General features: G+C 41.5%; 19 protein-coding genes, 2 pseudogenes and 1 riboswitch. Of the genes and pseudogenes, 4 read left to right on the plus strand and 17 right to left on the minus strand.

The window, feature by feature from the left end:
• Positions 1 to 134: 134 nt before the first annotated feature.
• Positions 135 to 1151, minus strand: coding sequence for a LolA family protein (locus R0K30_RS20045; protein WP_099728418.1), 1017 nt, complete (start codon positions 1149 to 1151; stop codon positions 135 to 137).
• A 160-nt stretch (positions 1152 to 1311) separates the two neighbouring features.
• Positions 1312 to 1677: a holo-ACP synthase gene (gene acpS, locus R0K30_RS20050; RefSeq protein ID WP_099728419.1), complete on the minus strand. Its 366-nt coding sequence runs from the start codon at positions 1675 to 1677 to the stop codon at positions 1312 to 1314.
• 94 nt (positions 1678 to 1771) lie between these two features.
• On the opposite strand from acpS, the gene R0K30_RS20055 reads away from it, so the two are divergent.
• Positions 1772 to 2377, plus strand: coding sequence for a rhomboid family intramembrane serine protease (locus R0K30_RS20055; protein WP_099728420.1), 606 nt, complete (start codon positions 1772 to 1774; stop codon positions 2375 to 2377).
• Positions 2378 to 2444: 67 nt separating this feature from the next.
• On the opposite strand, the gene R0K30_RS20060 is transcribed toward R0K30_RS20055, so the two are convergent.
• The 7 genes and pseudogenes from R0K30_RS20060 to R0K30_RS20090 all read right to left on the minus strand — a co-directional run bounded on the left by R0K30_RS20060 (position 2445) and on the right by R0K30_RS20090 (position 9885).
• On the minus strand, positions 2445 to 3935 hold the full coding sequence (locus tag R0K30_RS20060; protein ID WP_327925425.1) for a PH domain-containing protein: 1491 nt from the start codon (positions 3933 to 3935) through the stop codon (positions 2445 to 2447).
• Complete coding sequence (locus R0K30_RS20065) at positions 3925 to 4404, minus strand: PH domain-containing protein (protein ID WP_099728422.1); 480 nt, start codon at positions 4402 to 4404, stop codon at positions 3925 to 3927. Before R0K30_RS20065 ends, R0K30_RS20060 begins: the two co-directional genes overlap by 11 nt.
• Positions 4405 to 4516: 112 nt before the next feature.
• The gene (gene cshA / locus R0K30_RS20070) at positions 4517 to 6007 is read right to left on the minus strand and encodes a degradosome RNA helicase CshA (RefSeq protein ID WP_142353667.1); all 1491 of its coding nucleotides are present in this window, start codon (positions 6005 to 6007) and stop codon (positions 4517 to 4519) included.
• A gap of 168 nt (positions 6008 to 6175) precedes the next feature.
• Positions 6176 to 6511 (minus strand): annotated as a pseudogene (locus R0K30_RS20075) (avidin-fold protein).
• A gap of 127 nt (positions 6512 to 6638) precedes the next feature.
• A complete protein-coding gene (locus tag R0K30_RS20080) occupies positions 6639 to 7331 on the minus strand; it encodes an alpha/beta hydrolase (RefSeq protein WP_410612480.1) in 693 nt (230 codons plus the stop codon).
• A 26-nt stretch (positions 7332 to 7357) separates the two neighbouring features.
• Positions 7358 to 8722: a UDP-N-acetylmuramoyl-tripeptide--D-alanyl-D-alanine ligase gene (locus R0K30_RS20085; RefSeq protein ID WP_410612482.1), complete on the minus strand. Its 1365-nt coding sequence runs from the start codon at positions 8720 to 8722 to the stop codon at positions 7358 to 7360.
• Between the two features lie 80 nt (positions 8723 to 8802).
• Positions 8803 to 9885, minus strand: a complete 1083-nt coding sequence (locus R0K30_RS20090; protein WP_099728427.1) for a D-alanine--D-alanine ligase — start codon at positions 9883 to 9885, stop codon at positions 8803 to 8805.
• Positions 9886 to 10069: 184 nt separating this feature from the next.
• Here R0K30_RS20090 and R0K30_RS20095 point away from each other — a divergent pair.
• Both R0K30_RS20095 and fbpB read left to right on the plus strand, forming a co-directional pair.
• Positions 10070 to 10389, plus strand: a pseudogene (locus R0K30_RS20095) (thioredoxin family protein).
• 352 nt (positions 10390 to 10741) lie between these two features.
• Positions 10742 to 10891 carry a Fur-regulated basic protein FbpB gene (gene fbpB / locus R0K30_RS20100; protein WP_003214266.1) on the plus strand — a complete coding sequence of 50 codons (150 nt, stop codon included), beginning with the start codon at positions 10742 to 10744 and terminating at the stop codon, positions 10889 to 10891.
• 101 nt (positions 10892 to 10992) lie between these two features.
• Here fbpB and R0K30_RS20105 read toward each other — a convergent pair whose 3' ends face one another.
• From R0K30_RS20105 to R0K30_RS20140, 8 genes are all read right to left on the minus strand, one after another.
• Positions 10993 to 11328 (minus strand): hypothetical protein, encoded by a 336-nt coding sequence (locus tag R0K30_RS20105; protein WP_008359528.1) that lies wholly within the window; start codon positions 11326 to 11328, stop codon positions 10993 to 10995.
• A 117-nt stretch (positions 11329 to 11445) separates the two neighbouring features.
• The gene (locus R0K30_RS20110) at positions 11446 to 12213 is read right to left on the minus strand and encodes an ABC transporter permease (protein ID WP_256499320.1); all 768 of its coding nucleotides are present in this window, start codon (positions 12211 to 12213) and stop codon (positions 11446 to 11448) included.
• Positions 12191 to 13117: an ABC transporter ATP-binding protein gene (locus tag R0K30_RS20115; RefSeq protein WP_099728430.1), complete on the minus strand. Its 927-nt coding sequence runs from the start codon at positions 13115 to 13117 to the stop codon at positions 12191 to 12193. The genes R0K30_RS20110 and R0K30_RS20115 overlap by 23 nt, the downstream gene beginning before the upstream one ends.
• 127 nt (positions 13118 to 13244) lie before the next feature.
• Positions 13245 to 14486 carry a dicarboxylate/amino acid:cation symporter gene (locus R0K30_RS20120; protein WP_410612486.1) on the minus strand — a complete coding sequence of 414 codons (1242 nt, stop codon included), beginning with the start codon at positions 14484 to 14486 and terminating at the stop codon, positions 13245 to 13247.
• A gap of 77 nt (positions 14487 to 14563) precedes the next feature.
• Positions 14564 to 14697: riboswitch (cyclic di-AMP (ydaO/yuaA leader) on the minus strand.
• Positions 14698 to 14761: 64 nt separating this feature from the next.
• Positions 14762 to 15784: an AI-2E family transporter gene (locus tag R0K30_RS20125; protein ID WP_099728432.1), complete on the minus strand. Its 1023-nt coding sequence runs from the start codon at positions 15782 to 15784 to the stop codon at positions 14762 to 14764.
• A gap of 211 nt (positions 15785 to 15995) precedes the next feature.
• Entirely contained in the window at positions 15996 to 17264 is a 1269-nt protein-coding gene (gene dctP / locus R0K30_RS20130; protein WP_099728433.1) for a C4-dicarboxylate transporter DctP, read from the minus strand.
• Between the two features lie 124 nt (positions 17265 to 17388).
• Positions 17389 to 18072 carry a response regulator gene (locus tag R0K30_RS20135; protein WP_099728434.1) on the minus strand — a complete coding sequence of 228 codons (684 nt, stop codon included), beginning with the start codon at positions 18070 to 18072 and terminating at the stop codon, positions 17389 to 17391.
• Positions 18069 to 19688 carry an ATP-binding protein gene (locus R0K30_RS20140; RefSeq protein ID WP_370461133.1) on the minus strand — a complete coding sequence of 540 codons (1620 nt, stop codon included), beginning with the start codon at positions 19686 to 19688 and terminating at the stop codon, positions 18069 to 18071. The genes R0K30_RS20135 and R0K30_RS20140 overlap by 4 nt, the downstream gene beginning before the upstream one ends.
• Positions 19689 to 19755: 67 nt before the next feature.
• Between R0K30_RS20140 and R0K30_RS20145 the strand changes: the two genes are divergently transcribed.
• On the plus strand, positions 19756 to 20856 hold the full coding sequence (locus R0K30_RS20145) for a DctP family TRAP transporter solute-binding subunit (protein WP_099728436.1): 1101 nt from the start codon (positions 19756 to 19758) through the stop codon (positions 20854 to 20856).
• Positions 20857 to 20956 lie beyond the last annotated feature (100 nt).

The following is a 20956-nucleotide window of genomic DNA, read 5'->3' on the forward strand; positions in this document are numbered from 1 at the left end:
AACTGATATATTTTATCAAAATAAGTAAAAACCCCACTTTCACTTCAAGTAAAGGTGGGGTTTGTCTACGGTCTGAATCAGCCCTTGCATAGGGCTGATGTTTCATTTTCAAGGCTCTCGCCTGAGATATACGTTTATTTGGCTGACTGGCCTTCGACACTGTTTGCGACCATTAACAGCTCTTCCTTCGATAAATCACTTGAGGAAATTAAGTAGTCGACTCCGTCAGATGTCCATGAAAGAGATTGATCCGTTAGAACACCCACTGTCATGCCAAGATCGACTGGCTCGCCGTTCATCGTCACAGGCGTAGATGCTTCTGCCACTCTCGCTTTTTCCTGAATGAGTGTGAAGGATTTCTTTCCGCCATACGTAATCACATAACGTTTCCCAGCATCTGTTGTCATTTCTTTCTCTTCCATCTTCTTCACGCCCTCTGGCATATCAACTGGTGTTTTCACTGCGAAGCTGTCAGATGGGTCTGCACTTGTGGCGACATCCATTTGGGAGAGTGTCATGTTTTTCTTCTCATCAAATGCATCTTTGTCAAAGGATTTATTGAATTCAAAGTGAGAGAATTCCACTTTCACCATTGGCTTTTTGTCGCTATCCAGCACTTTCACACTGGCAGGCGCCATTGTTTTTTTATGAAATGTAATCTCTTGGGTAGGCAGCATTTGGTTGTGCTGATAATTGGTTTTTGTTTCGAAAATATACTTTGACTCTTTCGCTTTGAACTGAGCTGCACTGTCATTTTTAATGTCTTTCACTAGCGATTCAAATAAATAGACCTGGCTGCTATTATTCGGCCAATCACTATGGAAACGGAAGCTTTTGTTCAATGAAGGTGTCAGCACAAACACACCATTGCCATTTCTTAAAATGACTTGACTCTGATCCTTTTTCGGATTTTCTAAATAGACACGGTAAAGCTCCGGCTTCTTGTACCAAATTTCCACCTGATACTCCTGCGGATCATTCCCTGTCTCGATGGTCATTTTTGCTTTGGCTTTGTATGATGTCATTTCCTCTGCCTTTTTGTTTAAATCTCCAACGATATCCTGCTGAGATTTTTGACCGCATGCGGAGAGAATCAGTACAAAAAGGATCCCCGTTACAAGCAAAACAAAGCTTTTTCTCACCCTTTTCAACCCCTTCGTTAATTGTGTTAAAAGGAAGAAACCGCTTGTTTGGCTTTAACAGTACGCCTAAAGAGTTAACTGCGTACCGCGAACCATCAAAGCCTGTTAGCAACTCGCCCTTCCTTATCGCACTACCCAATATATGAAGGGGGGACAAACAATATGCAGACTAGCTTGACAACCTTTCGATTAAAACTTGCGCAGCAGCATATTCTTTTGTGTGCGTAATGGACACATGAACCTGGTCTTCCTTCGTTTTCTCGCTTTTGATAAAAGGTTTTCCATGATCATCTTTTTGTATCTCGATGTCATGAAAGCTTAAATGCTGACCGATTCCCGTACCGTATGCTTTAGCAAAAGCTTCCTTTGCCGCAAAACGTCCTGCTAAAAACTCCAGCTGTCTCTTTTCACTTAGCGCGTAAAAGACGTCCTGTTCACTTAAAGTCAATATTCGTTCTGGTAAACGGGGCTGTCTGCTGAGCACTCGTGACAACCGGTCGATTTCTACAATATCAATGCCAATTCCTTTGATCACGGGGTACCTCCTATGATACTCGTACTAATTTGGATGTTCGCTTCATAAACGTGTTACTATAAACTTACCATTATCTAGTCAAAAGGGGTTTGTTATGTTTATTCGAACGGAGAGCTTTCAACAATTTATTAGATCGTATCCAATCGTAACAGCGATCCTTGCATTGCAAATAGGTCTGTGGCTTTTATTTGCTATTCCTTTCCCTATTATACAGCTTGGGCAGGACCATCTCGTCGGTTTCAACTATGGTGTAGCAGCAGGAGAATGGTGGCGGCTCGTTACCCCTATTTTTCTCCATGGAAGTCTGACACACATTTTGTTCAATTCTATGTCCTTGTTCCTATTTGCACCAGCGCTTGAGTATTTGCTTGGTAAGGTTCGGTTTCTCATCATTTATCTTGGGGCAGGGTTCATTGGAAATCTCGGAACCTATTGGGTGGAGCCTTTAGAGTATGTACATGTCGGCGCTTCTGGTGCTATTTTTGGTTTGTTTGGCGTTTATCTGTATCTTGTCCTATTTAAACCGCACATGATGGATCGCGGCAATTCTCAGGTAATCTTAACGATTCTTGGTGTCTCTGTCATCATGACGTTCGTCAATTCGAATATCAATATTATGGCTCACTTATTTGGATTGATAGGCGGCATGATCCTAGCACCTATCACCCTATTCTTCCACTCCAAAAAAAGACGCTATTAATCTCATAAAAAATGTCGGTCATCCCTTTTGACAAGGAGCTGATCGACATTTTTTAGTTTAAGAAGATTTAATTTTTTTCATAGGAATACCAATCAAATACACGTGCAGCATCTTTCTCTTCAAGGTGATGCACACCAAAGGAATCAAGCAGTGCAGAGGATTTCACAAAGGTGTGAATACTCGCCACTCGGCCTTTCTTTTGGAAATAAGATTGGGTCACCGTATAGTTTTGCATTCGTTTTCTCAATACAATTCCGGTGGTTTTGCTGATGCCTCTTGTCGTCAGCTGAATCAATGGGTCTTTGATCGTATAACCTGATTGTTTATAGGCTAAGTACCCAAAGAACAAAGCAATTGGCAACGGAATGAATGCCAAATACCCCCACGGCGGAAAACGTACTGAAAGGATCACACCAACGAGCAATGGAACAAATCCGAAAGAGATCAGGTAGCGTTTGAGTGAACGCTTTGGCACCTTTTTCAGCTCAGCTTCTGGTGTCAGGTGATAATGATCTGTAAATTGAGACAACAATTCATTGATTTTTTTCTTTCGAATCAGTGGGAATAAGACCGAAGAGGTTTCTTTTTCTGTAATAGAACCTCCTGCACTAACAAGCATCACAGTAGCAAACCCAAAAGGCTCACGGAGAATGTTTTCTTTGATTTTCACTGCTTGAATTCTCGCAAGCGGAATGGTCATTTGATGTCTTTCAATGAGTCCTCTTGTAATGATGATGTCATTTCCTTTTCGTTTGGCAGCAAAATTAGCGTATTGGAGCGCCGTCACTCCAACACTGAGTATCCAAGCAATCAATACGGCTAGAAAAATTAGAATCGCGTAGATTTCAACACTTGCATGACTTAAGAAGGAGAACTGCTTGACGAACCCGTCTAAAGGAAGAATTTCATCTATTTGTGTGTAAATGGCTAGACAACCCGATATAATCACACCGATGCCGCTTGAAGTCGTAGCCGTTAAAAGCAGCTCTGGTACACCCATACGATAGGAGACGTTGATTTCTTCCTCCACAGGTTTTTGGGCAGTTAGATGATCATGCGGTATATCACCAGTTTCATCCGTCATTTCTTCTTGCTGCAAGCTTTTCTTCCGGTTGAAAATCGACTGTTTCAATTGTTCTGCTTCTGCTTTTGTAATTGCCGTCAGGCTCACTTCTGGGCCATCCGTCCCGCCTGCCGTTTCGATTTGAACTCGCACCAAACCGAAAATCCGCTGGAAGATGCCTTCACTTGTATTGACCGTTTGAATTCGTTCTAACGAGATATATTTTTTCTTTTTCGTGATTACACCTGATTCCACACGAAATTCATCGTCTTCCATCCGGTAGGTGAATCGTCTCCATTCTAAAACGGTTGAAACAGCTTTCCATAAAAGAAGCACACCAAGAATGATAAACGCATAAAAGCGAATACTTGAATTCGAGTTCACAAAAATAAGCACGAAAAAAGGGATAATGAAGTTTTTAATCATGGATACGGCATCTGATATAAAATCAATGAACATCGAGATTGGATGTACACGTTTTGGTTCAGACATCATCTTCCGTCACCCTTGCTAAACGAGATATGTAATCACGAAGCTCATCTGCCTCTTCTAATTCTAACGCTGGAATATCATGAACAGTGGCAGCAGTCGAAATTTGAACAGATGCCAAGCGATAGCGCCTTAAAAGCGGTCCTTGGGATGTATCGACATGCTGGACACGCACCATCGGCACAATCACGCGTGTAACGCGAATCAGCCCATGCTGTATTTCAATTTCATTTTCAAATACTTCGTAGCGCCAGATGTGATGACGGATTTTTGGTATGAGCCAAATTCCGAAAATGATCTGTAAGATCCACAATCCGACGAGGATGGCCCCAATCCAATATGGCCATTGAAAATAATAACTAGCAATAAATACCCCAATGATGATGAGTAAGAAAATCAATGAGATAATTCCATTTTGAAGACGCCATACCTTTAATCCATTTAAGCTAATTTGACGTTGCGGCTGTTTTCTCACATTCTTCCCCCATTCTCTTACTTTTCTATCAATATATTACGAAACAGAGCCTAAAAAGTTTCAATCAGCCTGTTAAAAAAAGCGAACCCTGCAAAGGATTCGCTCTTGTATGTTAGTTGTTATAAGATTTCTTTTGACGACGATCGCTAGAAGAACGATTGCGATCATTTGATGAACGCTTTTTATCACCGTAAGATGAACGGCTTTTCCCACGATAGCCGCCTCCTCCGCCGCCGTCTCTACGTTTAGAAGAGCTGCGGTTGTTGCGATTGCGTTTTGAAATCATTGGTGCTTCATCTGTCAAACGAACAGGCGTTGCATCTGGCTCTTTTGTCATCATTTTGATGGCAGCCGCAACCACTGTGACAGAATCATTATCTTCTAGCAATTCAGCAGCAGCTGTCATGTAGAAGTTTAAGTTGTTTTCACTGATGATCGTGCGTAGACGGTCAACTGTTACTTGCTGTTGTCCTTCAATTGCTTCATCTAGAGTTGGTTCTTTCATACGATCCATTTTACGTTTTGTCGTTTGCTCAATCGCACGAAGCATATCTTTTTCACGTGGTGTGATAAACGTCACCGCCATACCTGTACGTCCAGCACGGCCTGTACGTCCAATACGGTGTACATAGCTTTCCGGATCTTGTGGCACGTCGAAGTTATACACGTGTGTCACGCCAGAGATATCAAGTCCACGTGCTGCAACGTCTGTTGCCACAAGCACATCGATTGAACCTTCTTTGAATTTGCGAAGCGCAACCATACGTTTCGCTTGAGTCAGGTCACCATGAATTCCTTCAGCTGTATAACCTCTTAGGTTAAGCGCTTCTGTCAATTCGTCAACACGGCGTTTCGTACGACCGAAGACAATTGAAAGCTCAGGTGATTGAATGTCAAGAAGACGTGTCAATGTATCAAATTTCTTACGTTCGTGAATATCCAAGTAGAACTGTTGGATGTTAGATACTGTCATTTCTTTTGCTTTTACTTTCACATGCTCTGGGTTTGTCATGAAACGTTCTGCAATGCGCTTAATTGGTGCAGGCATTGTCGCAGAGAATAAAAGTGTTTGGTGTTCACTTGGTACATTTGAAAGGATCGATTCAATGTCTTCAATGAAACCCATGTTTAGCATTTCATCTGCTTCATCAAGCACAACTGTTTCAACATTTTGAAGACGCATTGTACGACGGTTAATGTGATCGAGTAAACGTCCTGGAGTCCCTACGATGATATGAGGGTTCTTCTTGAGCGAACGGATTTGGCGGCTGATATCTTGTCCACCGTAAATCGGAAGAACGCGTGCACGCTTGTCTTGGCCGATTTTGTATAGCTCTTCAGATACTTGAATAGCTAATTCTCTTGTTGGCGCAATGATAATCGCTTGGATATTAGGAGACGCTGGGTCGATTTTTTCAACCAGAGGAATACCAAATGCTGCTGTTTTTCCTGTTCCTGTTTGTGCTTGTCCGATGACATCTTTATTCTGAAGACCGAGAGGAATCGTTTCTGCTTGAATCGGTGTTGCTTCTTCAAATCCCATGCGGTTAATAGCTTTCATGAGACTTTCGCTTAATTGAAAATCTTGAAACGTTATAGTCAAATTATTCAAACTCCTTCTAATTGCTGTTTCAGTAATCTCGTGAATGATCATTAAAAACTGCCCTTTTCTGAAAGGACAGGTCCATTATATACAAAGCCCGAATTACCCTACATTATATCTTACCATTACACTATTTGTTTTTCAACAAGACAGAAATGGATATATCTACTACTCCACAATGACAGATTCACCTTCACTTTGATCTCCGTCCATCCATCTCCACTTTTCTAACAGTTGAATTTTTCCGTTATCCAGCTGCTTAGGTGTAGAATCGCAGGTCCCGCTTCTCATGCTGCCATCCTTGCTCACATGGTGGTATCTAAAATGAAGTGTTCCATCCTCTTTCACTGTTCCTACAAGTCCGCCAGATACAATACTGCCGCCTTAATATATGCCCGTTAAAATATTCCCGTCCTGACGATATTGAAATATGGTTCTTTCTGATACTTCCCCATTACTCGAATTAGACTGCGGGATAAAGGTTTTTCTGTCATATTGAAACAACCGAATCGACCACCTTTTCTTTCCTATTGTAACATAGGCCTGTCACTGATTCGACAAAAATGTTGCAGATTTTAACAAGTGGGATTCAATTTATATTAGTTTAGCCACATTTTCGCTTTTCTATATATTAAATTGCTTTTTTTAGAAATTGTTCTACTTTCTCAAACAATTGCTGTGCACATGGCTCGTGACAAACATGGTGTTTACAGTCAGGTAAATAATACATTTCTTTCTGATGAGACGGGATTTTATGATAAATAAATTCTGCACTAGAAGCGGGAACAATCCCATCGCTTTCCCCTTGAACAATTAAGACGGGCAGATGAAGTTTCTCAAGGGAGCTCTTCGTTTGTTTTACCAGCTTCATAAATTCTACAGCAGCTGATAGCGGCGTGCTCGTTAGCTTATGACGATACCGATCATACAAGGGGTTCGTATCAATCAACCCAGACAAAGATTCCTTCACCATCTGTCTTGTGTCTTGGATCATCTGTTTTGGGTTCACATATTTTGCCGCGGCACTTAAAAGGACAAGGCGGGCAACCGGATACTTCGCAGCTAAGTAAGAGGCAATCATCCCGCCCATTGAAAAGCCGACCAAATAAATGGTGTCACATGTTCGGTAGAGGGATAAAAGTTCTAGTTCAGCTGTCGCAATCCATTCTTGATAAAGAATGCCTTTTAATCGAAGTTCCTCCCCATGTCCCGGAAGCGTGATAGACTGCACGGTCCAATCTGTCGTCTGCTTTAAATACTGCGCCAGCGGTTCTACCTCATAAGGGGCTCCCGTAAAACCGTGTATACATAGACATCCAATCATTCAGTCACCTTCTTTGCCGCTAACTTTTATAGTGCAGTAATGACTTCTTCCAACCTCATGCCGCGTGAGGCTTTGACAAGAACAACATCGTCAGGTCCTGCCACTTCAGCTAGTTTTTTCTTCAGTTCCTCTTTGTCCATATATGAGAACACGCGCGCGTCTCCAAATGCTTTCTTCGCTCCTTCGGCAATGAGTGCACCTAGACGTCCATACGTCATGACATGATCGATAAACTCAGGCTTGATGTATCGGCCTAGTTCGTAATGATACGTTTCTTCTTCACTTCCCATTTCAAGCATATCACCAAGCACTAGAATGCGATTGGCGAAACCGTCCATATCCCCTACAAGATCAATCGCCGCTTTCATGGAAGTAGGACTCGCATTATACGCATCGTTTATGACCGTGATTCCTTTATCTGTTGTAAACAGCTCAAGACGCATCCCTGTCAATTTTGTTTGCATCAACCCTTGGGCTATTTGTCTTTCATTCAGCCCAAAATGCTGGCCAATGGCAATAGCAGCAAGGGCATTCTTCACATTATGTTTCCCTAATACAGGAATGAGAAACGCCTGAGCGTACCCTTCGACTTGAAATTCAGTTCCTTCTGCAAGCTGATTGATGTGATTGACCCTGATATCACAGTCCTCTGCTTCTCCAAAGGTTTTCACGTTGTGAGTCAGTGCATTCGCTCTTTCACGAAGCAAGGGCTCATCTCCTAAATAATAAAAGACGCCATTCTCTTTTAACCCTTTTGTGATCTCACATTTTGCGTCGGCAATTGCTTCTCTTGATCCTAGATCTTGCATATGAGATTCTCCGACATTGGTGATGACTGCTGCATCAGGCTCAGCGAGGCTTGACAAAAACTCAATCTCACCTTTTGCGCTCATGCCCATCTCCAAGACAGCGATCTCTGTTCCTTCTGGCATCTCGAGAATGGTGAGCGGAAGACCGATATGATTATTAAAATTGCCATCTGTTTTATGGACTTGATACGCCGTTTGTAATACTGAATGAATCATGTCTTTCGTTGTTGTTTTTCCATTACTTCCTGTAATACCGACAACACGAGGATTTTCTTCTTTTAAGTATGATTTTGCCAGCTGTTGCAGTGCAGCCAGTGTATCTTCTACAAGAATGACTGGGACGCCTTCTGGTGGATTGGCCTCTTTTTGATTCCAAAGAATAGCGGTAGCTCCAAGCTCCAATGCTTTTGAAGCAAATGTGTGACCGTTAAAATGTTCTCCAATAAGCGGGATAAACAGTGCGCCTTTTGATACTTTTCGTGTATCTGTTGTCACTCCGTGAATTTGCTCTTCGCCAAAAGCTTGATTAGATAATGCTCCACCAGCCATTTGGGCAATTTGTTTCACTGTACGTTTGATCATGATTTTCGCCTCTCTTTCTCATTTCATGTTTGAAGGAAAAGAGACACTACCTGTAGGATAGTGTCTGCTTGTTGCTCACATTAAAAAGTTGTTTTAATGGTTTGTTTTTCTTGATGACGTTCAATTGCAAGTGACACCAGCTTTTCAATCAACTCAGGATACTCTACGCCAGTATGTTTCCAAAGCAGCGGGAACATACTGAATGGTGTGAATCCAGGCATTGTATTCACTTCATTGATCAGCACTTTGCCATCCTCTGTTAGGAAGAAGTCTGCACGTACGAGACCAGATCCATCAATGGCTTTAAATGCTTTAATCGCCATATCGTGAATCGTCTTGTATTCCTCCTCTGAAACACTAGCAGGAATGATCAAGTCTGTATCGCCATCTTCATATTTTGCTTTGTAGTCATAAAAATCTGTTTTAGGTGCAATTTCACCAACAACAGAGCATTTCGGCTCGTCATTTCCTAATACACCAATTTCAATTTCTCTTCCAATGACGCCTTCTTCCACGACAACACGACGATCATATTGGAAAGCCAAATCAAATGCTGCTTGAAGCTCTTCTTTGCTGCGGCATTTACTAATTCCAACACTTGATCCCATGTTGGCAGGTTTCACAAAGCAAGGATAGCCTAGTACTTGCTCCACCTGTTCTAAGCTGTCTGATGTTGTTTTCTCATAGTCTTTTTTATTGAAGGAAAGGTGCTTTGCTTGTTCAAGTCCTGCTTGCGCAAAAACATCTTTCATCATGACTTTATCCATACCCGCAGCAGAAGCGAGAACGCCGTTACCGACATACGGGATATTTAGTAGTTCAAGTAAACCTTGCATCGTTCCATCTTCACCATTTGGTCCGTGCAGCAATGGAAAGACGACATCAATCTTCTCATCAGGTGATGCAGGCTGTGGAAACATGCTCTCATTTAAAGAAGTTGGTAAAAACGTCTTTGCGTTTTGTTCAAATTGAAGCATTTTAACGTTTGATACTGGTTCAGTGAGTTTTTCTCCTCTTAGCCATTCGCCCTCTTCTGTAATATAAATTGGATGTATATCGAACTTTTCAGTGTTAAGTGCTTTTGTTACTGCAAGGGCTGTTTGCAGTGATACATTATGTTCGGCTGACTTTCCGCCGTAAACCAATCCTAAACTTATTTTCAATGGATACTCCCCCCACTAAAATTCATCTTTACTATCTTATCACTTTCAAGCGAAAATGCTCTAATTAATTTTTGTTGTTACGGAATTGAAATGATTTGTAAAGGTTGTATGCGCCCCCCGAGCATTTGTATGTCATTCGCCTTTATTTTATATTAAAATGACATTGAAAAGGAGTTGTGACAAATTGAAAAAAATCACAAGTACTGAACAATTCAATGAAATCATTCAATCAGACAAAGAAGTCATCGTTAAATTCTTTGCGAGATGGTGTCCTGATTGCACAAGAATGGACATGTTCATTCCAGACATTTTAGAGGCTTATGCTCACCATGAAGGTTTGAAATAAACAAAGATGACTTCCCTGAATTTGCGGAAACGTATCAGGTCATGGGAATTCCAAGCCTGTTAATTTTCAAAAATGGTGAAAAAACAGGTCATTTACACAGTGCAAACGCAAAATCACCTGAAGAAGTGACAGAGTTTCTTCAAAAACACGTTTCATAACTGATGATAATGAAGGACATCAGCAAACTCTTGCTGGTGTCTTTTTCATTTCTTCTATATCCTCTTATATCAAATCTCTACATAAGACGAGATGTATGTCCAAAACGTTTCAATGAAGAAAAAGATGTTTTTATGATGTCACGACAAGAATTGACAGCGAATTATTTCCTGGGAAAGAATTCAAAGTCGATATGGATGGGAATATGTCGGTTACGTGAATTTTCTGAATTGAATCTTTACTTCTGACATTTGACTTTGTATAATGAAGTTGTTAGCTAATTGAAAATGATTATCAATTTCATCTATGTGAAATCTTATAAATGTCCATTTTTATAAAGGAGCGATGAGTCACATGTCTAAGAAGAAGATCAAAACATACCAGCAATTGATTGAAGAGAACAAGAAGGCGATCATGCGCGATCCTAAAATGATGGAAAGTATATACGAAACCATCGACAAAAAGCATCAGAAGCAGCTTGCAGCTGCTGGACGTGAATCATAAATACAAGATGAGCAGTCAAAAGCTGGCTGCTCTTTTATTTACCTCAACAGAAATAAAAAAAGCCGATAAAATCGAATAACAGATTTTATCGGCTTTTGTTTTTAATGTGATTTCGCTACACGGTCCTGCTTCATTCCTAAGTAAATGAGCATATACGTGAGATAGCCCATAGTCATCGTTAAACCACCGAAAAAGAATTGAGAAAATACAGGTTCCTCAAATGTCGTAACGGCAGCAAGAATGATCCAGCTCGCATATAAATAAACCATGAACCATTTCATGTTTCTTTTAAGTGTATACAGAAAGAAAAGACCGGCTAATGAAAAGATCCCTAGCGCTAGTCTGAAATAAACAAGATGATCAAACTGGAAGGCAAAAGACACAAACGAAAACGACAGCAGCAACAAAATTGGTAAAGCCGTAATGAAATTTTTCACGATAGTGCCACCTCCATGACTCCTCCCTATTATAAGACAAAATCAGCCGGTTATCGTGAAATACAGACTCGTTTTCACAAAGATGTCACGAATTTTTCTTGTTATTTGACACAATTTTTACACATTTACGTCACGCTTCCAAAAAAGGAACCAAGCCGTTCCAACAAAGAAAACAAAATGCGCCCCTACAATGAATAGAGAAAACAAAAGACTCATTCCATCAAAGGGTGGCGGTCCTTGAAAGCTGTATTGAGTAAAGTCCGTATTGGCGAAAAGCAGGATTTTCCCCCACTGATTTTCAAAAAGAGACATGATAGGCACAAGTGATTTTGCCGCATATAAAACAAAGAATGAAGTGACAAGCGCAATCAGGCTGTTCCTAAACAAACTGGAACACATAAAAGCGAAGCTTGCCATCATGATCACTTCCACCCACTGTGAACCGATGACTGCAAGCGTATGCTGAAATAATCTTCCCGTACTCTCATCAAATTCAGTACCAAAGAAAATAAGGCCAAATAGAAAAGCTAATACGTAATAAAAAACAAACAGGTAAATGACCGAGAGAACAAGTGTCATATATTTTGACAGAAAAATATGCAGCCTTGTCTTTGGCCGGATGAATAAGAACTTGATCGTCCTTTTTTGAAACTCTGTGGAGATCAGTGTCGCGCCAATGACAACAGCGAGCACTTGTAAAATAAACACGACGTTTGTGGAATAAGCAAAATAGTTCGCGACCGTGTCTTGTCCACCAAGGCTGGATATGACTCGTTTCAACGCTAAAGCCATCGTCATTTGAAAGACAACGATCAATCCAAGTGCAATGAATGTGATCTTTTGCCTCATAATTTTTTTATGCTCATTCTTGATCAGTTGAAGCATCTGCTGTCCCGCCTTCCGTCCATTTCATAAAGGCCTCTTCAATGGATTGTTTTTGAGGCGTCATTTCTAGTACATCAAACCCTGCCAACACGAGCTGCTTGTTAAGCTCTGACACACGATCTTTGTTCAGTTGAAGCAGCACCTGCTCTCCATTTCGTTCATATGTATATCCATTTGTGTCGAGCCATGAAGCGGCCTTTTCTACTGGCTGAATATTCATCAGCACCTGCTCTTTGCCCTCCATGTCCCGGAGATTCGCACTCGCTCTGATCCGTCCTTTTTGAATGATGATCATGCGGTCACATAGCTCTTCTACCTCATGCAATAAATGCGTGGCAAATAACACGGAGGTTCCTTCTTCTTGTACGAGCGTTTGCAAGTGCTCGCGGAATTCCTTCATTCCTGCGGGATCAAGCCCATTTGTCGGTTCGTCTAAAATGAGCAGATTGGGCTGATGCAAAATGGCTTGTGCAATCCCAAGCCTTTGTTTCATCCCCAATGAATACGTCTTGACCTTCTGATGAATGGCGTGCTCCAGACGAACTCTTTTCACCACTTCATGAATGCGGCCCTCGGAAACTCCATCGTGCATCGCCCCATACAATTCAAGGTTTTCAAAGCCTGTTAAATACGGATAGAACTCAGGATTTTCTATGATGGCACCAACAGATGACATCGCCTTTAGAAATTCATTATCCTGAGAATATCCATTAATCATGATTCGGCCATTGTTTTTTCTCATCAAGCCCACGATCAGCCGAATCAAGGTCGTTTTTCCAGACCCATTTGGTCCAAGTAAACCGACAATCTCTCCTTGCCCAATCTCCATAGAAATATCTTGCAAAATCATATGTCGGCCAATTTGTTTATCGACTTTCTCTACTTTTAGAACAGCAGACTGCAAAGTGGTTCCTCCTTCTGATGTAAAGCCTATGGCGGCAAGTAAGGCCGCTCATTCTGTTAAAAGTATATCACGCAAAACAAGCCGTTCCACGAAAATAAGGGCTGATCCAAGTCAGCCCTTTTGAACATTACATTGATAAATTAGGTGATGATGCGTCCTTCTCATGTTTTTTCTCAGTTTCTGTCACAATCACCGCACATGCTGCGTCACCTGTAATATTAACAACGGTTCTCGCCATATCTAATAAGCGGTCAATACCAAGGATGAGCGCAATGCCTTCAACAGGAAGCCCCACAGAATTCAGAACCATGGCCAGCATAATTAAGCCAACCCCCGGTACGCCGGCTGTCCCGATACTGGCTAATACGGCGGTTAATATAACTGTGATCATTTGCATGAGTGTCAATTCAATCCCAAACACTTGAGCAATAAAGATGGTTGCGACCCCTTGCATAATCGCCGTCCCATCCATATTGATTGTCGCGCCTAATGGCTGCACAAAGCTAGATATTGGCTCTGGTACTTTCAGCTTTTTTTGAGCAGTTTCCATTGAAACAGGAAGAACTGCACTACTGCTTGACGTACTAAACGCCACGACCATCGCAGGTGAAAAATCTTTAAAGAATGTAAAAGGATTTCGTTTTGCAAATAAAGCCAAAGTTGAACCATAGGTGAGAAAGAAATGAACAAATAGCGCTACTAGAACCACTGAAAAGTACAGCCCCATGGCTTTAATTGCATCAAGACCTTGGCTCCCAATCGCCGTTACAATTAAGCCAAATGTTCCGTATGGAACAAATTTCATGACTACTCCCACAAGGTACATCATGAGTTCATTGCCTTGTTCTAATATTTTGAGTAACCCTTCTGTTTTTTTACCTAGTACTGCAATGCCTAGACCTAAGAAAACACAGAACACAATGATTTGCAGCATGTTACCTTCAACTAGAGATTGAACTGGATTTGTTGGAATGATGTTTAATAATGTGTCAGCCGTAGATGGTGCTTCTTGAGGTGTATATTCTGCCCCCTTTGTATCGAAAGAACCAAAGGAACCAGGTTTAATTAATAACGCTAAAGACATTGCAATGATAATAGCGAATGTTGTTGTCAGTAAAAAGTATGAGATGCTTTTTGCGCCAATTCTGCCAAGCTTTTTCGGATCACCAAGGCCTGCCACGCCAAGTGTGATGGAAAAGAACACGATTGGCACAACTAACATTTTGATAAGATTCAAGAAGATTTGACCTAGAGGTGTGAACAGATAAGGATCTAACATTTTGAATACATTTGGAGCAAAAATGTTAAGCAAAAGTCCCGTGATTGCACCTACAATGAGGGCAATGATAATTTTTGTAGCCAGCTTCAATAAAATCTCCCCTTCCTCGTCAAAAAGACCCACGAGAGAGTTTTCTCGTGGGTCTGCGTGTTCTTACATATACCACCGTTTACTCTCTTCACGCTGATGAGGTTAGCTGACGGGTTAGGACGAAGAGATGTCCTTTTTTCTAATGAAAGAAAAATTCACCCCAAAAACATGGGTCCCCCATTCCTTTAGAAGGATTAAGCGTGTGGTTATTATGATATTTTCATACTATTTATACCTTATTTTTAGAAAATTGTAAACAGGTTCATATGAACTTTTTAATTACTTTCTTCCTTATTTGTGACCTCCAAAATGTCTAAAATAAACACAAAGATTGGGATACCGATAATGAGTCCCCAAATGCCAATATAGTGCTCAGAGAAAATCAGCACAATAAATGTGAAGAAAATAGGGAGTTCTGTTTTAGCCGACATGAGCTTCGGATTTAAGAAATAGGCTTCGATTGCATGGATGATGACGATGACCAGCACAATATAAAGGACATACATTCCGCCTCCAAGTGTATACGCAATGATGCTCAATGGAATGAGAGAGATGACCACACCCGCTACAGGAATTAAGCCTAGCAAAAAGACCATGACCGCTAATCCAAATAACTGCGGAAAACCCATAATCCCAAGCGCAATTGTCGTTAAGACACAGTTAACGGTGGCAATGATAAACTGTGCTTCGAGTACCTTTCCAAACGTTCTGGAGAATTTACGTCCAAAGAAAGCAATTTCATGATAGAACACGGAGATTTTACTCGTTTTGAACTTGTTCATGAATTGGATGAGGCGTTCCTTTTCAAACAGGAAGAACATGCTTAATATTAAGGACATAATGACCTGGATACTGAACGTGCTGAAATCTGTTAAGTATGTATAGAGGAAATTAAACCCTTTCTCAAAGTAAGCTGATATTTTGAAATCTCCGAATACGTTGGTGATGACGTCAAAGAAGGGTAAATCTTGTGGATGATCTGCAATTTTCTTTCCTAAATGAAATAACTGCTCCACCTGTTTGGCGATGATTGGCACAAAAACGAATCCGCCAAACGTCAATCCACCAGCCAGGAGAATATACAAAAGGGTAATGACCGATTTCTGTCCTATTTTTAGGAAGTGATTTAAAAAGCCCCTAATGACCCCTTCTAACCGATTCATCAAAAAGGTGAATATGAAGGTCAGGAGAATTAAATTCATCATTCCTCTTAATAGATACAATACTGTGGCTAATACTACAAATACTGAAAACCGCTTAACACCGGGTTTTTCGAACAATTTTAAAAATGCTGCCATTACGTTCCACACCTGCCAGGACTAAAGTCTATTTTTCATCGTATCTGATATACATTATATCGGATCTTTCTGTAAATTATATAACAAAAGGTCATTGAGGTCTTACGATTCGTTCTAATTTTATCAAGCTTTTCGGTTTTTTCTTTTCATCACAAGAAAAAACCGAACCCCATGTAGAACATAAGGTTTCGGTTTTTGGTTGTTTTTTATACTAAACGGCTTGCTTGATATTTCGCATTTCCTGAAGCGCTGTTTTACTCTTCGCTTCGTCAAATTCACCTTCACTTTTCGCTACAACAATGGTTGCAATTCCATTTCCAATCAGGTTTGTAATGGCTCTTCCTTCACTCATGAATCGGTCAACACCAAGCAGCAGTGCAAGCCCTTCAAGCGGAATGACCTGAAGTGCAGCAAGTGTAGATGCCAGCACGATAAATCCGCTTCCTGTTACCCCAGCTGCTCCCTTTGATGTGAGCATCAGAACAAGGATAATCGTGATCTGCTGACCGATGGATAAGTCCACACCAAAAACTTGTGCTAAGAAGACCACGGCCATCGATAAGTATATTGAAGTTCCGTCTAAGTTAAAGGAATAACCTGTTGGAATGACAAGTCCAACAACCGACTTAGAACAGCCATATCGTTCCATTTTATCCATCATTCTTGGCAGCACTGATTCTGAAGAACTTGTGCCAAGGACAATTAAAATTTCATCCTTGATAAATCGTAGATAACCGAACAGGCTGAACCCATACATTTTACAAATGATGTTCAGCACAACGAAGATGAACAGGAACATGGTCATATAAACGGAGAGCATCAGACTCGCCAGCGGTTTAATCGAAGCCAAACCAAAGTGTCCGATCGTATAGGCCATTGCCCCAAATGCACCGAGTGGCGCGGCACGCATGATATATCCAATGATTTTGAAGAAGACAAGTGACAGCTTATCGAGCCATTCGATGATTCCTTTTCCCTTCTCACCAAGTGCAGCAAGCGCAACACCGAATAAAATAGAGAAGAATAAGACCTGTAAAATATCTCCCTTCGCAAAGGCATCTACCATGTTAGAAGGCACAATGTGTGTCACAAACTCCATCCAGTCGATACCCTGCCCCCCATTTTGGGTATACTGTGAAACATCCCCTTTTTCAAGCTTACTATAGTCAAGACCTGCTCCCGGCTTCATGAAATTGACAACAAAAAGACCGATGACCAGAGCAAGCGTTGTCACGACTTCAAAATAAATAAATGCTTTTCCCCCAACTTTCCCGACCTTTTTCATATCCCCCATCTTGGCAATACCAAGAACGATGGTTAAGAAAATGATTGGTGCGATCACCATTTTGACCGCATTAATAAATGTGTCACCAAGCGGCTTCATTTCTTTCCCGACGTTTGGCCAAACCATTCCGACAATGATCCCGATCATGACAGCTGCAATGACCTGAAATGTCAGGTTCTTAAAAAGCCTTTTCATAAAAAATCAACTCCCTCACCCTTCGATGTAAACGCTTAACTGTTATCTGTAGGTAAATGATAGCGATTTCACCAAAGGCTGTGAAGCTTATGAACATATCGTACATTTTGGTCTTTTTGGTCTCTTAGTCGGAATGTACGATATATTTATTTACAGGCCGACCTATCCCGCCATATTGCATATCTAATTTCAGCTCACCTTCTTTGACAAGGAAGTCTAAATACCGGCGTGCCGTGACACGGGCAATGCCAAGCGCATTGGCAACTTCCTCAGCGGATAGTGCGCCTTCTTGCAAACGCATATAGGCTTTAATTTCGTTCATCGTATGCACATTCAGCCCCTTAGGGAGCCATGTATCTTCCTGCTTAACGGCAGGCTTTCGTATGATATCATCCAGCATCTCCTGAGAAAATTCTGCTGCGGTGCGAATTTTCGATTTAAATGCTTTATAGCTTTCAAGCGATTCTTTCATTCGTTCAAATTTGAACGGTTTAATAATATAATCCCGCGCACCATTTTGAAGCATGACGCCAATTGTCTCTTTGTCCTTCGCTGCAGAAATCACAATCACATCCACCTGTATCTTTAGCTTTCTGATGTCTTGCAGCGTTTTGACGCCATCCTTCTTCGGCATATAGACATCAAGTACCACGAGGTCTGGACGAATCTCTTTGATCAGCTGGATGCCCTGTTCGCCATTCCCTGCTACAGCCGCTACTTGAAAGCCAGGAACACTCATAATGAACTCTTTATTCACTTCTTGCACCATCGGGTCATCTTCAATTAATAGCACCTTAATCTGAGTCATCTGTCTCTCTCCTCTACTGTCATTGGGAATTCGATTGAGAAGGTGGTACCAATGCCGATGCTTGATGTGACTTCTACGTTCCCCATCCCTTTGTCGATCATCGTTTTGACAATATACAGGCCATAGCCTGTTCCGCCTTCTTTGCCGTATGTGAAGCCTTTATCGAAGATATGAGGAATCATTTCCTCTTCTATCCCGGAGCCATGGTCTTCAATCAAAATCGCGAGAACATCCTCCGTTTGATCAATACTAATCGAAATGAGTTTCGTTTCTCTTTCTACAGTATCATACGAGGCAAAGGCGTTCTCAATCAGATTGCCAAGCAGCTTCGTCATATCATGCTGATCTAGCCGCTCTGGAAAATCGCGCAGACAGCTATTTTCATCCACTTCGACTTTGATGCCAAGCTCCTTGCCCCTTCTAATCTTGCTCATCAATAAACCTGCGACGGCATCGTGCTGAATGACGCGGTGAAGAAAATCCGTCACATGTTCCTGTTCTTCTGTCGTTTGAAACGCAAGGTCGAGCGCCTGATCGGCTTTGCCAAGCTGAATCAATCCCGCAATCGTATGAAGCTTATTCATATGCTCATGATTCTGCACCCGCAGGCCGTCAACGAAGTTCTTGACCCCAGTTAGTTCCTCTGCTAATTTAGCAGCCTCTGTCCGGTCCTGAAAAATGGCGACTGCTCCGATAATCTTCTTTTTCATCACAATCGGAATCCGGCTGCTCATAATCCGCTTTCCGCTCATATGAATCTCTTCATTGTAGACTGGTTCTGCGCGATCAATGATTTCAGGAAGCCTTGTGTCAGGCAGCACCTCCCAAATATTCCGGCCTACTGCATCACCTGTCACTCCAAAAATTTGCTTCGCCTTCTCATTAAAAATGGTAATCATATGCTGATTATCGATGGCGATGACTCCTTCATTGATGGAGTGAAAGGTGGCGGTGCGTTCCTCTAGCATTCTGACAATCTCATGCGGCTCCAGCTTAAACATTTGCTGTTTAATATGACGGGCGAGCAAAAAGGAACCCACAAGCCCAAAGCTGAGCGTCAGCAGCAGGATCATGAGGATATCCCGCTTCATTTCTCCTAATATATCTGCCATACTTGGCAGCGTTCTTCCTACAAGGACAACCCCTGTCTGGTTAAACTTTTCATCCTTCACTGGATAAAAAGCTCTGATGGCTGTCCCCAGCTCTCCCTCTGCTTCTGAGAAATAAATATGCTCTGCAAAAGCCGGTTCTTCATCTGTCCCCTCTGAGCGGTGGCCAATTCTTGTTTTCACTGGATGCGTTAATCTCACATGATCCATATCCATGACAACAATGTAGTCAGCGTCTTGAATAATCCGAATCTCTTCGATCGCATGCTGTAATCGAGAACGTTCCTTTGTCTGATCCGCTAACGCCTGCTTCACCTCATTCATCTCAGCCACTGTTCTCGCTGTGTTCATGAGTCTTTTTCGCAGCTCGCGTTCCTCCGTTTGCTGGATTCCCCCGACAAGGACAATCCCTCCGATTAAAAGGGCGAAAATGACAACGAAATATGTCAAAATGGTGAGCTTCCACCTAATAGATAGTTGTTGTAATTTCAATCGATTTCTCATCATTTTTTCACCTGTATCTTTACGAATTCTTCCTCTGTCAAGTATGCTTGACATAAGGGGGATCTGACGCATGAAGAATTTACTCGCTTATACGCTATTGCTTATCATCGGTTTTGTAACCGCTTTATACTTTGGTTTTTATCATATGATGCCAAAATCAGCATCTATATTCGATGATGAACAGACAGGGCTGAAGGACCAGCTTGTGTTCAAATTTAGCCATGTCGTGGCAGACAATACACCAAAAGGACTTGCCGCAAAGAAATTTGCTGAGCTCGTGCATGAGAAATCCGATGGAAAGATCAGCATTCAAATTTTCTCAAACGGGAGCCTTTATTCTGATATTGAAGAGATTAATGCACTCAAAGAGAATCAAGTACAATTTATTGCTCCGTCTACATCGAAGCTCGGCATGCTGTCCCCTGAGTGGCTGGCACTTGATCTTCCCTTTGCTTTTCCTAATTATGATGCTGTTCAAGAAGGCTTACACGGTGCGATTGGACAGAAATTGTTCGGCACGCTGCAAAAAGATGGTCTAAAAGGAATGGCCTACTGGACAAATGGCTTTAAGCAAATTACCTCTAATAAAGGACCAATCAAACAGCCTGGTGATTTAAAAAATCAATCTCTCCGCATTATGCAAAGCGACATGATTGAAAAACAATTCAAACTTCTTGGCGCAAAGCCCTATCAGGAATCGTTTAATTCAACATTTCAGCTGTTAGAAACAAAAAAAGTAGACGGTGAAGAAAATACAATTTCAAATATTTATTCAAAAAAATTTTATCATATACAAGACTATATGACGATCAGTAATCACGGGTATTTAGGTTATGTTGTCTTAACAGATCAAGTCTTCTTTGACCGCCAGACACCGGAAACGAAAAGAATTTTACTTGAAGCGATGGAAGAAACAACGGCTTGGAACGAGAAACATGCAGAACAGATGAATAATGATCAGCTGGAGGACATTAAACGGGAATCTCCGATTGCGATCCACGAATTAACGCCAGCAGAGAGGCAAAAATGGGTGAAAGCCCTTGATCCTTTGTATGATGAAGCCGAAAAAACAATCGGTTCCACCCTGATCAAACAGATCCGCGAGCTGCGGGCACGTTATGACCATTCTCCTATCCAAGCTTTTCAAGAAGAAGATGATAAGACCAAATAAAAAATCCCTTTGAGAAAAGGGATTCAGGCTGTCGAGAAAATCTCGACAGCTTTATTTTTTTCCTTAAAATTTACATCTCCTCATTTTATAATAGAGAAAA

It is taken from the genome of Bacillus sp. SIMBA_154 (assembly GCF_046536015.1).
Classification (GTDB): domain Bacteria; phylum Bacillota; class Bacilli; order Bacillales; family Bacillaceae; genus Bacillus; species Bacillus pumilus_P.

Excerpts from the sequence above, each read along its gene's own strand:
- R0K30_RS20055 (WP_099728420.1), top strand. The coding sequence starts at position 1,772 with ATGTTTATTCGAACGGAGAGCTTTCAACAATTTATTAGATCGTATCCA.
- R0K30_RS20060 (WP_327925425.1), bottom strand. The coding sequence starts at position 3,935 with ATGATGTCTGAACCAAAACGTGTACATCCAATCTCGATGTTCATTGAT.
- R0K30_RS20080 (WP_410612480.1), bottom strand. The coding sequence starts at position 7,331 with ATGATTGGATGTCTATGTATACACGGTTTTACGGGAGCCCCTTATGAG.
- R0K30_RS20085 (WP_410612482.1), bottom strand. The coding sequence starts at position 8,722 with ATGATCAAACGTACAGTGAAACAAATTGCCCAAATGGCTGGTGGAGCA.
- fbpB (WP_003214266.1), top strand. The coding sequence starts at position 10,742 with ATGTCTAAGAAGAAGATCAAAACATACCAGCAATTGATTGAAGAGAAC.
- R0K30_RS20110 (WP_256499320.1), bottom strand. The coding sequence starts at position 12,213 with ATGCTTCAACTGATCAAGAATGAGCATAAAAAAATTATGAGGCAAAAG.
- R0K30_RS20125 (WP_099728432.1), bottom strand. The coding sequence starts at position 15,784 with ATGGCAGCATTTTTAAAATTGTTCGAAAAACCCGGTGTTAAGCGGTTT.
- dctP (WP_099728433.1), bottom strand. The coding sequence starts at position 17,264 with ATGAAAAGGCTTTTTAAGAACCTGACATTTCAGGTCATTGCAGCTGTC.
- R0K30_RS20135 (WP_099728434.1), bottom strand. The coding sequence starts at position 18,072 with ATGACTCAGATTAAGGTGCTATTAATTGAAGATGACCCGATGGTGCAA.
- R0K30_RS20140 (WP_370461133.1), bottom strand. The coding sequence starts at position 19,688 with ATGATGAGAAATCGATTGAAATTACAACAACTATCTATTAGGTGGAAG.
- R0K30_RS20145 (WP_099728436.1), top strand. The coding sequence starts at position 19,756 with ATGAAGAATTTACTCGCTTATACGCTATTGCTTATCATCGGTTTTGTA.